This is a genomic window from Pseudoalteromonas sp. SG45-3 (assembly GCF_014164075.1).
Lineage (GTDB): Bacteria > Pseudomonadota > Gammaproteobacteria > Enterobacterales > Alteromonadaceae > Pseudoalteromonas > Pseudoalteromonas distincta.
Genome location: NZ_JACJEN010000001.1, coordinates 78,727 through 92,239 on the forward strand (window position 1 = coordinate 78,727; position 13,513 = coordinate 92,239).

10 protein-coding genes and 1 pseudogene are annotated in these 13,513 nt (G+C 37.5%); 4 read left to right on the forward strand and 7 right to left on the reverse strand.

All coding sequences use genetic code 11. The annotated features are described in order from the left end of the window. The first annotated feature begins 74 nt into the window (after positions 1-74). Positions 75-725, forward strand: coding sequence for a response regulator transcription factor (locus tag H5126_RS00390; RefSeq protein ID WP_002958948.1), 651 nt, complete (start codon positions 75-77; stop codon positions 723-725). A 99-nt stretch (positions 726-824) separates the two neighbouring features. On the opposite strand, the gene purU is transcribed toward H5126_RS00390, so the two are convergent. Together purU and H5126_RS00400 are read right to left on the reverse strand one after the other, a co-directional pair. Beyond that, positions 825-1,655, reverse strand: coding sequence for a formyltetrahydrofolate deformylase (gene purU / locus H5126_RS00395; RefSeq protein ID WP_024597310.1), 831 nt, complete (start codon positions 1,653-1,655; stop codon positions 825-827). A gap of 206 nt (positions 1,656-1,861) precedes the next feature. Beyond that, positions 1,862-3,748 (reverse strand): hypothetical protein, encoded by a 1,887-nt coding sequence (locus H5126_RS00400; RefSeq protein WP_182720474.1) that lies wholly within the window; start codon positions 3,746-3,748, stop codon positions 1,862-1,864. A gap of 312 nt (positions 3,749-4,060) precedes the next feature. Here H5126_RS00400 and H5126_RS00405 point away from each other — a divergent pair, with 312 nt between their 5' ends. The 3 genes from H5126_RS00405 to H5126_RS00415 all read left to right on the forward strand — a co-directional run bounded on the left by H5126_RS00405 (position 4,061) and on the right by H5126_RS00415 (position 7,587). After that, positions 4,061-5,038 (forward strand): DNA topoisomerase IB, encoded by a 978-nt coding sequence (locus tag H5126_RS00405; protein WP_182721400.1) that lies wholly within the window; start codon positions 4,061-4,063, stop codon positions 5,036-5,038. Positions 5,039-5,248: 210 nt separating this feature from the next. Further along, the gene (locus tag H5126_RS00410) at positions 5,249-6,574 is read left to right on the forward strand and encodes a murein L,D-transpeptidase (protein WP_182721401.1); all 1,326 of its coding nucleotides are present in this window, start codon (positions 5,249-5,251) and stop codon (positions 6,572-6,574) included. Positions 6,575-6,585: 11 nt separating this feature from the next. Then, complete coding sequence (locus tag H5126_RS00415) at positions 6,586-7,587, forward strand: D-Ala-D-Ala carboxypeptidase family metallohydrolase (RefSeq protein ID WP_182721402.1); 1,002 nt, start codon at positions 6,586-6,588, stop codon at positions 7,585-7,587. A gap of 273 nt (positions 7,588-7,860) precedes the next feature. Here H5126_RS00415 and pelG read toward each other — a convergent pair whose 3' ends face one another. The 5 genes and pseudogenes from pelG to H5126_RS00440 all read right to left on the reverse strand — a co-directional run bounded on the left by pelG (position 7,861) and on the right by H5126_RS00440 (position 13,513). Continuing rightward, positions 7,861-9,225, reverse strand: coding sequence for an exopolysaccharide Pel transporter PelG (gene pelG / locus H5126_RS00420; RefSeq protein ID WP_024597305.1), 1,365 nt, complete (start codon positions 9,223-9,225; stop codon positions 7,861-7,863). Then, positions 9,213-10,730: pseudogene (gene pelF, locus H5126_RS00425) on the reverse strand (GT4 family glycosyltransferase PelF). Before pelF ends, pelG begins: the two are co-directional and overlap by 13 nt. Beyond that, complete coding sequence (locus H5126_RS00430) at positions 10,723-11,706, reverse strand: hypothetical protein (RefSeq protein WP_024597303.1); 984 nt, start codon at positions 11,704-11,706, stop codon at positions 10,723-10,725. The pseudogene pelF and the gene H5126_RS00430 overlap by 8 nt, the downstream one beginning before the upstream one ends. Then, a complete protein-coding gene (locus H5126_RS00435; protein ID WP_182712257.1) occupies positions 11,703-13,001 on the reverse strand; it encodes a PelD GGDEF domain-containing protein in 1,299 nt (432 codons plus the stop codon). Before H5126_RS00435 ends, H5126_RS00430 begins: the two co-directional genes overlap by 4 nt. Further along, a complete protein-coding gene (locus tag H5126_RS00440) occupies positions 12,998-13,513 on the reverse strand; it encodes a protein PelC (RefSeq protein ID WP_182721403.1) in 516 nt (171 codons plus the stop codon). Before H5126_RS00440 ends, H5126_RS00435 begins: the two co-directional genes overlap by 4 nt.

The window sequence follows — 13,513 nt, forward strand, 5'->3', positions numbered from 1 at the left end:
TTCTAAACGTAGTATATCGGCTGTCAGTAAAGGTTTTAAACCTAACTGGCAGCCGAATTTATTAGGAGTGAACCATGAGTCAGTTTTTAATAGCGGACGATCATCCGTTATTTCGTGAAGCACTAAAGGGCGCACTGAGCGCAAAATTTGAGGGTTTAGAGGTTTTTGAATCATCCGATTTTGACAGCACACTGCAAGTGTTAAGCGAGCAAGAGGATCTTGATATATTACTGCTAGACCTTCACATGCCAGGTAATGGTGATTTATATGGTCTTATTCGTATTAGAGAAGAATACCCAAGCTTACCTATTGCCGTTGTTTCGGGTAGTGAAGACGTGAATATCGTTTCTAAAGTAATGGGTTACGGCGCTATGGGTTTTATTCCTAAATCATCATCGTCTGATGATATTGCCAGTGCAATTAACCAAATACTTGAAGGCGATACATGGCTACCAAAAGAGCTAAAAAACAAAGTAGCTGAAATTGAAGGTGAAGATAGAGAAATAGCAGCGCAAGTTGCCTCATTAACGCCTCAACAATACCGAGTGCTGCAATATCTGCACGAAGGTTTACTTAATAAGCAAATTGCTTATGAACTACACATATCAGAAGCGACAGTAAAAGCACACATTACAGCCATATTTAGAAAACTCGGTGTGTACAATCGTACCCAAGCCGTTTTAATTGCCGCTAAATTAAAGCTCGAACCAATAGAGCAGGCATAATTTACATTTAAAAAGTTATTAGCTTATTTATGATAAAAAAATGCCAGCAACAATGCTGGCATTTTTTATATGTAGAATAATTAAGCAGTTGGATTAATGCTAAGAAAACACCACAGTTTTATTACCATTAATAAATAGCTTATGCTCTGAGGCAAGTTGAAGTGCTTTACAAAACACTGTTTTTTCAACATCTTTGCCCATTTTAGCCATCATTTCGGCGGTATTAGCATGTGTAACGCTGGTTACATCTTGCAAAATAATAGGCCCTTCATCAAGCTCATTATTAACAAAGTGAGCGGTAGCACCAATAATTTTTACACCGCGCTCAAATGCTTGATGATAAGGTTTAGCCCCTATAAATGCTGGCAAAAATGAGTGATGAATATTAATTATTTTACCTTCAAATCGACCCACAAATTCAGGACTTAAAATACGCATGTATTTAGCAAGACCAATAATGTCAGGATTGTAACTGGCAATTAAATCGCCTACCTTTTTATCATGTTCGCTACGGGTTAACCCTTCGTGCGATACAACATGAAATGGCACACCAAACCCTTTAGCTAGCGGCTCTAAATCAGCATAGTTAGCAATTACAGCGAGTACTTCAATATTAAGAGTTTGTTCAAATTGCTTTAACAGCATACCACCTAAACAATGAGCTTCTTTAGTTGCCAATAAAACTACTTTAGTTTTTGCGCCGCAATGTAGCGCAAGTTTAGCGCCTTGTGGCAACAATGCGCGTAGTTGATCTAAAAAGTCGCTTTGTGGCTCGCCTGTAAGCTCTGTACGCATAAAAAACCGCTGCGCGTCTTTATCTACAAATTCGTTGTTACGCGTAATGTTTAAATTATTTTTATGGCAAAGCCCTGTAATTTTAGCTATTAAGCCTACATCATCAGCACATTGGGTGGTTAGTATATAGCTCATTGTCCTCATTCTTACCCTGTAATTAATCCTTTCATTATTTGTGTTTTGGCACATAAAGCAAGGGCTTTGTGAACTAATCCAATATTAATCATGTTGTTGAGTGCAAAAGAGGTAATAAAGTTAAAAAGTATTGAATAGAGGTTAAAAAAAATGCCACCTAAGTTAACAAGGTGGCATTAATAAAAATTATCTAGGTTTGAGGTTAATTAACCCTTAGGCTCGGGAGATAAGTTTTCTTCTTGTCTTAAATACCCGGCAGCTTCTTCATCATCTTTCGCTATCGCTTGCTGAGTAGGTATAGCGCGCGTTTGTTGGTTTAGTTGATGTATTTGTGACGCATTACCTAAATCACGCTCACTGGTGATTGAGGCGATAGATTCGCGGTCTTTTAAGAATGAAATAACGTCTTTTTTGATTGCTTGTAATTGTCCTTCGTCTTTATGCATTTCCATAATGTGGCGAGGATGTTCAAGGTTTTTCATACCTGTTGCAGCAAACGTAGTAGAGATAACACGAGAAACAATAATCCAAGGCGTTATGCTACTGCGTACTAAAGTATTTTCTGAGCGGGTGCTATCGTGAATACCAGTACCTGTTGATATTTTAGACTCAGTAAAAGTGCCTTCACATTTAAAGTACACAAGCAGTGACTCAAATTGCATTTCTGCAAAAAATAGATGCGCTGTGTTTGCAAGTAACTGCGCAAATGCTTTAATAAGTACGCCTATTAGCAATAAGTGAAAGCTTGTCATTAATAGCTCACTAAATTGAATGACATGTTGGTTATTAAATGCCTGTTTAAAACTATTAATATTTGCCGCATCAATGTAATGGTAAATATTAATAAACGAATACGCTAAAAGTACAGTAAATGCTAACGCTACAATATAAAGTAAGTTACCGCTCACCAAAGCAAGTAATCTCGCGAGTGTAAAGTTTTTACCTAAGTCCATTGAGTGCAGTTTAGGCTGAATCTCTTGGATCATTTCACCTTTAAAACCGCCTTTACCTTCTATTTGTTCTTGAAGCTTAGGGTCTAATTCTCTGTAAACTCTGTTAGGTACTTCTTTATAACGGCGATTAGCCATTACTAGGTTATCGAGGTTTATGAAAATCTCGTCTGGATGAACAGACTCTTGCCAGTTTTCACGTAGTTCAGATACTTCAGCTGAAGGGGTAACTGAATTTAAACGCGCTTTAATCATGATAAAAGCAAGCGCACAGCTTAGAGTTGCTAATATAATAATTGCAATTAAGTATATTCCAGCATGAAGACTAGGCAGTTGCTCAAGCCAGCTATCTATTTCTTGTTTACTAATGTGCTGCTCTTTCATCAACCATGACATAGAAAGACCAATAGCGATGGGTAAAATAAAAGATAAAGAAATAATTTTAGCAAGCGCACCAGTACCAAGTGCTTCAATATTCTTTTCTGCATTTCGAGAGATAGGTTTACCTGTAGAGCGCCACGAAAAAAGCACGTAAAACATTAATATTGCACTATAGACCGGAAATGCTAATTCCCCAGCTTCACCGGTAAAGCCCGACAAAGATACAAATGCAACAAGGCCATAAGCAATAAGGGCGACAAAGGTGCTTACCCATGAGCCAAATAATCGCTGGGCAACATTTCGAATAGGATATGGTAGAAACAATAACTTAGGGATTAAGCTGTGAAGTAAGCGTGATAAAAAACCATTAGGCTCTTTAAATGTACTGTTTTTACGACCAACCAGCATTTCTTCAAGTGATTGCGCTGTGTAGGCTACTTCTTTTTGTTCTTCTTGAGCGGTTGATGCTTGCGATTTACTGTAGTTATAAGCAAGTGAAGTTGGGTGGTTTCTACCTACAAAGTATTTAAGTGTTGCGTAAATACCTGCCGATAGTGAGCGAATGCCGAATGCTAAAATAAGCATGCCAAACACCATTAAAATCCAACCCGCGGTTGTATCTTCTTTCACAGAGCCCGCAGCAATAACAAGTAAACTAATACCTGCTATAGACTCAATGAGTCCTCTTAATGCTGTTACTTTACCTTCCAGTTTGAAGGGGTTTTTTAGTCCAAGATCAATCGATCCATAATCAAAAGCCATTGAATTCTCCATTTAAACAGCACCCCAACTGCGGGGGACAAAGTGTAATTAATCTGAACTTAGGATAATAAATCTATCTTAAGTAGCTTTTTTTTAGCGCTAAGTGCATTGAGTTTAATCGTAATAGACTTGTTGCTGGCGCGTAAGTTCGACCTACTTTTACGAAAACCTAAATAGAATTATTAATATATATTAAGTATTTATAATTGTTGTTGGTTTTTTATTATATATCAATAATCTTGTTCAGTTTAAGGTTATTTTAAAGTGATACATTTATATTCCGACGCATGTTTAAATATAACTGGAGGGTTAATGAAGCTAATTTATGTAGACGATAATTTACCAGGGATCACTCGTAAACTTAAACATAAAAGTTGGCTTTACTTTGATCCAATCGGTAAGCAAATAAAAGAGCAAAATGTGGTTGATCGTTTGAATGGATTGGCATTTCCGCCTGCCTATAAAAGCGCCTGGTTTTGCCCAGAAGAAAACGGGCATATTTTAGCGACAGGATTTGATAGTAAGGGGCGAAAGCAGTACCGCTACCATCCCGAATTTAGGGCGCAACAAGAAGCAAAAAAATACCAAGCATGTGGAGTATTTGGTAATAAACTCCCTTTGTTAAGAGCGCGTTTAGAAACAGACTTACAAGGCGATGAGCTTAATATTGAACGCACTTTAGCAGCAGTTGTAAGACTTATGGATTTAGGTGCGTTGAGGGTAGGTAACGAGCGTAACGTAAAGCAAAATAAAAGTTTTGGTGCTACAACATTACGAACACGCCATGCAAAACTCACGGGCAAAAATATTCAGCTAAAATATCGTGCCAAGTCAGGTAAAGAACGTGAAGTAAATATAACCGACAGGGTGCTTAGCCATGTTATAAAAGACTTACAAGATTTACCCGGGCAGCATTTATTTCAGTATATAAATGAAGGTGAGCGCACAAATGTTACATCAAGTGAAATAAATCAATACATTCAGCAAATAATGGGCGAGGAGTTTAGTGCAAAACACTTTAGAACTTGGCGAGCAAGCGTTATTGCATTCAAACAATTAGCTAAAGCTAAAGGGGCGCTTAGTTTAAAAAGCATGCTTGATAGCGTATCTGAGCAACTTGGTAATACTCCAGCTATAGCACGCAAATCTTATGTGTATCCCGATTTAATTACCCTGTGTAAAGAAGATGAAGATACTCAAACTGCGTGGAGAGAGTCCCTTTCATTACCACGAAAAACAAAGTACTTGAGTCGTTATGAACGTGGTTTTTTAGCTTTTTTAAAAGATTAATTGCCATAGCAACTTTACACACTTGAGCATATTAATTACATATTCTCTAATTTAATTTATTAACGTTTAGAATAAGGGTTTTTAAAAAGTCATTAAATTTCAATTGTTTATTTTGAAACTTTAATTTGGCATTACCGTTGCACCTCCAGTGTACTACTTAGTGGTAAGTACATAAGCATTTATCAACGATATTTAGCGAGGAGGTACACAGTGAAGGGATCATTTTCAAATCAAGCGCTTACTAAAGCAAAGGGTTTTACTTTAAAAACTGCATTGTTTATTGGCATGAGCGGCTTATGCTCTGCACCAACACTCGCTGCCAATGAGCTTGAAAGTGTGGTACTCGCTAACTCTTCACTAACTACTTACAACTCACAAAAGTACGTGCAAGCTGATGACACCTACTACTTTGACCAATATTCAGCGCAGTTAATTGAACGTACAGAAAAAGCCATTAATTGGTATCAAGAAATAGTTAACAAAGGTGGTTTTACACACTTATATAACGATGAATTGCTTGAACTAGGCAGTAATAATAAACAGGTGAGCTTACTTGCACAGCGTTTATATCAAGAGCGTGACTTAAAAACTAATGTGTGCGACGAAGTTATATGCACGTTTGATAAAGGTATAGAGCAAGCTGTTAAGCAATTTCAAAGCCGCCATGGTTTAAAAGTTGATGGCCGAGTGGGTAAGCGTACTTTTGCATCGCTTAATGTGCCCGCACAACAAAAACTCGATAAATTAAAACTTAACTTTTATAGAATAACTAACTTTGCAGGCGCAAGTGATGAGCAATATGTGTATGTAAATATTCCTGAATACAGCTTACGATTTGTAAAAGCTGGCGATGTAAAATTAAAAAATAACGTAATTGTAGGTAAACCAAGTTGGGAAACACCTGCATTTAGCGACGAAATAGAAAAGTTTGTAGTTAATCCTGAATGGCGTATACCCACCTCAATTGCCACCAAAGAAATTGCTCCAAAGGTAGCCGAGGATCCTGACTATCTTGTAAAAAATAATATTGAAATTAGAAAAAACAGCTACCTAGACTCACAAACTGTTAATCCAAGCAATATTGATTGGGATTCTATTAAGCCGTACCAATTTGATCACTTTTTAGTAAAACGTGCTGGTGAAGAAAACCCCCTAGGGGAAGTTAAGTATTTATTCCCCAATGCCGAAGCAATTTATGTTCACGATACACCAGCAAAGCACCGCTTTAGCCAAGCAAACCGAGCCTTATCGCATGGCTGTATAAGAATAGAAAAGCCTTTTTCGTTAGCGCGTGAAATTATTAAGTACGAAGGAGAGGCACAAACACTCAATCATATAGACAGCGCACTTGCTCAAAACAGTACTAAGACGTTTTATTTAGATGAGCCTCTTCCTATTCATTTAGTTTATTGGACTGCATGGGTTGACGAAAATAAGCTGGTTAACTTTAGAGATGACATATATCAACGCGATAAAAAAGCACTATTAAAAAATGATGAACAGTCGGTGATTGCCGCTTTGTTAAAAAATAAATAATGAGAGGGTTTATGCAATTTATTCATTATATTTCTATCGCCATATTTACAATTATATTTAGCAATAGTGTATTTGCTGCCGCGCCTACAAAGCCTGCGCATCAGGTAGTTGATATAAAAAACAAAGCCAACTTTGAAGATGCAGAATTTAGCCTAAAAATTAACGATATAGTTATGCCATATTCGGTGTTTTCAGTATTTGTAATGCCCAAAGAGCAAGTTGAGTTTGAAGTGCTTTTTGCGCAATCAAAAAATGCTTACACGCTAATTAACACTCAGGGGAAATCTAAGCTTACAGACACCAACCGTTGGCAATGGCAAGCACCCAAAGAGCCCGGTTTAACAACGGTAATTATTGAGTCGCCCGATAAAAAACAGCGTATGAAAATCAACGTATTTGTAAAAGTACCGGCAGACAATGTTGAAGGAGGAAAGCTCAAGTATTACCACATTGGGCACTATCCTAAACCTTCACAGATTAAAGACGCTTCACACTACATAGTGCCCGATGGCTTTGTTAAGGTAACGCCTGAAAATGAAAACGTAAAAATATCACCTCACTTTTCACTAAAAGAATTTGTTAGTAAGCAGCGAAGTAAGCACCCAAAGTATTTATTTTTACAAAATAAGTTGTTACTTAAACTAGAAAAAATACGCAAAGAACTGATTTTAGAAGGTATACCGGTTAGTAATATGGTGGTTATGAGCGGTTATAGAACTCCGTACTACAACAAATCAATTGGCAATGTAAAACTTAGCCGACATGTATTTGGTGATGCTGCCGATATTTTTATAGATAACGATGGCAACTACCGTATGGATGATATAAATAATGACGGTAAGCATTCAATTGGTGACGCTAAAGCGATGGGCGATATAGTGGAGTCGTTAGCTAGACGTGAATCATTTAAAGGTTTGCTAGGTGGTTTAGGTATTTATGGGCCTAAGTCGCACAGAGGCGCATTTATACATGTTGATACGCGTGGTTTTAAAGCGCGATGGGTGAGTAAGTAATTGCAACGGCTACCTCATTTAGTATAAAGCTAAACTAGTTAAGTCTAATTGTATAAGAGATTAGCTAAGCCAAGGTAGGGGCTTGGTTTTTATAAGCCCTTTGTTTTATACATATTTTATACATTTACTGAGCTAGTCTTTTTTACTTTAAACTGAGGCGCTTATGTGAGCTATAAACATGGTGTGTATCAGCCGCTTTCCAATAATTAATTATTTTAATTTTGTACGAAAAGCTTTAAATATAAAGGCTGCATAAGCAGCCTTTATATTATGCTATTGCAGCATAAACGTTTCGTATTCTAAATCTTCAAATTGTTTAGAAAGCCAAAATAACCCAACAACAGAGGTAACAATAGTTGAGAGAGCAAAGCCGTAACCATAAAATTGCGGCCCAAAAGCGATTGATAGCAAAGTTAAAACAACGTTTATTACCAAAAATAGCCCCGCTAAAAATAGGACGGTTGAGCGTTTATCTAAATAAAACAAAATATTTAAAATAGACAAAAATATAACTTGTACACCCACACCAACTACATCAATAAATAAAAGCGTTTTATAGTTTGGATCAATACCAATAAAGGTAAGTATTTGCTCGCCCCATAATAATAAGCAGGCAACGGTAATACCTTGAATTTTAAATATATCGTATAAACCGGCACGTGCAGTTTGGATCATATTGTCTTTTAAATAGTAAATCTCTTCTAACGATGAACCCTCTCGAATAGCTGTGTAAAAACGGTCGTATTCTTCTACAAAATCGGTTTCCATTTTTACTAAAAATACTGCCATACCGGGAATAATAGACAAATAGGCTAAAAATATAGGTAAGTCGTAAATTGGGCTGGCTCTTAACGTGCCAATAATTTGTATTGATGTGCTTGGTGAATACCAAAAAATGATTTTATCAGCCCACACACCAATGTTATAAAACAGACCACAAAAGAATAGGCTGTAATACACTTTTTTATTGCTTAAAAAGTCAAAGCTTATAAGTTTTTCACCTGGGTAGCGGCGAATAATCATAAACAAAAAGCTAAAAAAGAGTAGAGCTTCGCCTGCAAAAAACGCAAAAAACAAGCCGTCTAACTGCCAGTCTCTTAATAAATATGCAAGCAGTACCATAAAGGCATAACCACTTAGCATGGTAATCAAAATCAACCGGTATTCTTTCATACCCGATAGAAAAATAGCGCCAAGCCACTGATTACATAAGCTTACAAAGGCACCTAAAATTATAATCTTAGTAACAACGGGTATAGGGAGCATAGGCCATACAGCCAAGCCCACCAATAATGCGGCTATTGTTGTTATAAGTTGCGCACCAAGTAAATTAGGCAGTACTTTTGCCTCTTCTTTTTGAAAAAATAAATCGGCAATAAATCGAGTTAATAATAACTGCAAGCCACCCGTTAAAATAAGTGAAGCTGCCATCATGTAGGTAACAAGCGTTAAAAACTGAATAATAAGTACTTTGGGTAATACAACGCCTAAACTTAAAATACCAATTAGCATTAACGCTACAATAGAGAGCAGCCAAGGGCCTGAGCCTATTAAGCCCGCGTAGCCGTATGCTTCAAAAACTGAGAGCAGGGTATTTTTTTTGAGAATTTTTCGTATCTCAAAACCTATTCCGGCCATGCCATTGTATCCTTATAAAGTTTATCGTAACGGGCAAACATGTGGCTCTCGTCATAAAATTTTTGTACGCGGTCTAAACCACTTTTTTGATACTCAAGCCAAACTTACTCATTTGTTAGCATGTTTGATATTTGTTGTGCTGTTTCGCTAGGTGAAGCAATTGAGACAACTTCACCGGCTTTACCTAATGCTTTATCTTCATCAGTTCCGCCTTCGATTATTTCGCGGCACGAGCCAACATCACTAGCAAGTACAGGCACACCGGCCGCCATTGCTTCTAAAAGTACTAAAGGCTGCGCTTCGGAAATCGAGGTTAAAGCTACAATTCCGAGCTTAGGCAAAATTTTGGTAATATCTTGCATACCTAAAAACTTTACACTGCTTTGTAAATCAAGACTGCCTACCAGTAGTTCACACTCTTTGTAATATTGCGGATCTTCTTCATAAGGGCCGATGATCCAGCCTTCTACTTCAGGCAGCATCGATTGCGCCTCTTTAATCGCACGTATAAAGGTTTTAATATCTTTTATAGGCACTACACGTCCAATTAATCCAACAACTGGTGGTATCTGTTTTGGACGCTGCTCAAGCGCTTCAATAAAGCGCACTGTTTTAATTCCATTAGGTACAACAAATGCTTTTTCTGGCGCTGCACCATCCTTTATTTGGCGCTGCCTGTTACCGCCGTATAGCGAAATGACCTTATCTGCTTCTTGGTATGTTGTTCGGCCGATTTGCTCAAAAAAGCTGATCCACATACGGCGAATAAAGCCCATTTCGGTATTTAAGTTTTTACCTAGGCTTTGCTCAGACTCTTTGATCCAACTGGCTTGAATAAGATCTATTTTTCTCTCTTTGGTGTAAATACCATGCTCGGTCAACAAAAAGGGAGTATCGCTTATTACACTGGCACCAGATCCTAAAATACCAGCATACCCAGTAGATATTGAGTGAATAAGTTTAACTTTTGGAAGTCCGCGTGCAATTTCGGCTATTTTAAATAGCGGTTTATATAAATTGCGGTATGACCAAAAAAAGTCAATAAAAGAGGATTCATCACAAAAAGTTGAATAGTAATTGGTGAGTACTTGCCACGATGATTCACTATATAAAAAGTCGGCTTCGTTAATACCGTCTTTTTTAGCCAAAGTCTCAAATGCAAACTTTAATAACTCAGTTGGGATGGGCTCATCACAATCCCTAAAATAATTTTGTAGTTGCTGCCAAAAATCAAAGAGCTCTTTTTTATATTTAACGCCATGCTTAGCTTTTATTTCAGATGTGTCATTTTCCACTAAATAATGAACATGCAGCTTGGTAACGTTTTCAGGCAAAGTATATTGAATCTCGCCATAATGCTCTGGTGCTCCACCTATAAAAACAAGCTCAAAGTTATAATGAGGTAACCCTTCAATTATTTGATGAACCCAGCTAGATACGCCACCACGTACATAAGGGTAAGTGCCTTCTAAAAGCAGTAAAATGTCTGCATTTTTATTACTCATGCCAATACTCCTGCAAATGACGTAATTCACTGCCCTTAGGTTGTTCTGGGAGTTCTTTTAAGTAGCGTTTACAGTCGTCAAACTTGTTCATACAAAAGGCAACTTCGGCTTTATAAGGCAATACATGGCGCCTTGCCATACCAAACTCAGTTGCTTTAAGTAGATACTCATGGGCTATTTCGTATTTGTCTAAGGCTAAAGATATACGCCCTAAAAATATAAAAGTTGCAGGTGTTTTTACGTGCTCAATACTTTGCAATGCAAGTGCTTCTGCTTTTTCTAAAACGTATTTACGCAGTGCGCCTTGGGCTAAGCCTAAATAGCTCAGTTCCCAATAAAGTTCGGCTAGCTGTTTTTGTAAATGACTCAATTTTGGCTGCTTAGTTGTAACTGCTATTTCTTGCTGATACAAACTGATTTTTTCGTTAAGTTTGGTTTCTTTACCATCAAGGGTTGAGTAGGCGAGCAAGCGAATATCATCTTCTAAATCTTTAAGTGCTAGCTTTAAAATAGGAATAGCTTGTGAGTCACTCATGTGACGAGCCGCCATTACAGCACTTAAACGCTTATTTGGCTCATTAGCGTGCTTCAAAATTGCTTTAAGTCCACCAATTGAATAGGTTGGATTTGCTGATATTGCTCTGGCTTCAAAAGGAAGCTCAGGTATTTTATGCTCCTCTATTTCTATCTCGTCATTCTTGAGAGGTTTACAAAGAGCAAATGTAAGCGCTACTACAACACCTATAATTCCAAGTACTGGTAATGTAAACAATAATAAAAACATGAGTAGCAAAGAGCTATAAGGAGTCGTTTTGTATTTTTTAGGTATAAAAACATAACTAACAATAGCAAAAAAGATGCTAGCGATAGCATGCAATAATATAGCTAAAAACCAATCAGGTGTTTCCAGTACTTCTATTAGTGCAAAGTACTGACAAATACACCCTAATATAGCCGCTACAATAATTATAATCATGAAAGTGAAACCAATCTCTTTATGTCATCTGAGCTTATAGGTAGTGCAAGTTGCTGCTCAATAACAATATCAAGCTCAGCTAAAGTGCTACCAGTGCGCTCTTTACACCAAGTGTTCATTCGGGCGATAAACCCTGCTTTTTCAAGCTCATCAGCTAATGGCATCAATAGCAGTAATACCTGATTTTGATTATCGTACAAATAAATGTCTAAACCACGGCGTGCTTCACTTAAATAACTCATAAGTTGAGTGGATTTATCAGTAATATTATTAGCTTTTATCTTTAGTAGCTGCGATGGAATGTTGTATCGTTTTGCTTCTTTATTCGCACGTTTAACTTGGCGAATAAAGTATGGATACTCTTCATAAGTCATTACTGGGTTTGTTATTTCATGGCGCAGTAGGTCGCCAATATGCCCAGCCATTACAGCAAGTAATGTTAGAGTTGTATTTTTAAGCGCAAAAAATTGTATTCTTTCAACCAAAATAGCGCCGTAAATAGTATTGTTTACGTCGATAAGTGGGATTGCCATATGGTATTTACTTATACCCGATGATGCTTTTTCGTCTTTTACCGATACTAATTCTTTTTCTTCGATCATCGCTAATATAAGAGGATCGTTTTTAGCTATTTGACTCATCTTACCTATAGAGGCAAGTGGTGGTTCTAAAACACTGTCGTTTTCAACTTTATATAACCCCGCTCTTTCTAGCGAACCGTACTCAACAAACAAGTCGATTATTTTTTGCGCTGCGCTATCAAGTCTTCTTTCTTTTAATAGCCCGATAGAGGTTCTTACTGCTTGTAGTGATTCACGTAAACTTAACGTATGGCCAGCTAGCATTTGCTCAATTCTATCGTGAGATGAATTAATTAAATGATACTGACGAGTAAATGTTTCAAGACGATCTGTTACGTACTCAAGCTGAATACTTTGCTGTTGATTAGTACGCTCCCACACATCCCTAAATTCGCCTGTGATCATAATTACAATAATGTAGCCAATCATAGCGTTAATATTGAAGTCGCTTTGCGGTGATAAAATATTTGCTTGAAGTAAAAAAAGTTGGCCAACAAGCAAACATAAAATACTAATAAAGCCTTTTGAAAAGCCATAGCGTAAAGAAACTAAAAGTGGGCCAAGTACAGGCCACGAAAACCCTCCCTCAGTCCAAAATGGGTCCTGTGCGTTAAATAATACAGGCAGCCCTAAAGCAAGCGCGGTAAATATAAATACCTCAGCCCATATTTGTAGCTCAGGAACGTCTCTTGGTCTAAGGAAATGTGTTTTCACTCACTAACCTCTATATAAGAAATTAAATCGGCAATCACATCTTGTGCTGTTGCTGCAATGCTATCGCGGCCCCAGCCACTTTTAGCAATAGTACCTGTCCAAACTGGTGTGGTTTGTCCATTTACAGTGAGTGATAATGTAAGTGCAACAACAGGTTCGCCATCAAGGCCTGCTTTATAGCGCCACTCTTCAATGCTGCCTGTTAGTACATAGTCAGCTTGTTGAGTGCTTAACCATTGCATAGCATTGTCTAAACGGTATTGATCATCCAGTGGTGGAAGCTCTTTGCTGTTTACGCGAGGTGCACGTATTAGAGTTGGTAATTTATTTTGTTGCCAAATGCTGGCTAAAATATCTTCAGCACGCTCACCGGCAAGCGGTGTTTGAGCATGATTAACAAGTGGCATTAATGCCACTGTTTTTAAAGGGCTAAGCTCTACATCATCAGCAACTCTGCTGGTGGTACATGCTGATAATAGTAATACCAAACACGGTATAATTAAACGAAACAT

What these genes read in the sequence shown, in the direction of transcription:
- H5126_RS00390 (WP_002958948.1), top strand. Translation starts at nt 75, where the DNA reads ATGAGTCAGTTTTTAATAGCGGACGATCATCCGTTATTTCGTGAAGCA.
- purU (WP_024597310.1), bottom strand. Translation starts at nt 1,655, where the DNA reads ATGAGCTATATACTAACCACCCAATGTGCTGATGATGTAGGCTTAATA.
- H5126_RS00400 (WP_182720474.1), bottom strand. Translation starts at nt 3,748, where the DNA reads ATGGCTTTTGATTATGGATCGATTGATCTTGGACTAAAAAACCCCTTC.
- H5126_RS00405 (WP_182721400.1), top strand. Translation starts at nt 4,061, where the DNA reads ATGAAGCTAATTTATGTAGACGATAATTTACCAGGGATCACTCGTAAA.
- H5126_RS00415 (WP_182721402.1), top strand. Translation starts at nt 6,586, where the DNA reads ATGCAATTTATTCATTATATTTCTATCGCCATATTTACAATTATATTT.
- pelG (WP_024597305.1), bottom strand. Translation starts at nt 9,225, where the DNA reads ATGGCCGGAATAGGTTTTGAGATACGAAAAATTCTCAAAAAAAATACC.
- H5126_RS00430 (WP_024597303.1), bottom strand. Translation starts at nt 11,706, where the DNA reads ATGATTATAATTATTGTAGCGGCTATATTAGGGTGTATTTGTCAGTAC.
- H5126_RS00440 (WP_182721403.1), bottom strand. Translation starts at nt 13,513, where the DNA reads ATGTTTCGTTTAATTATACCGTGTTTGGTATTACTATTATCAGCATGT.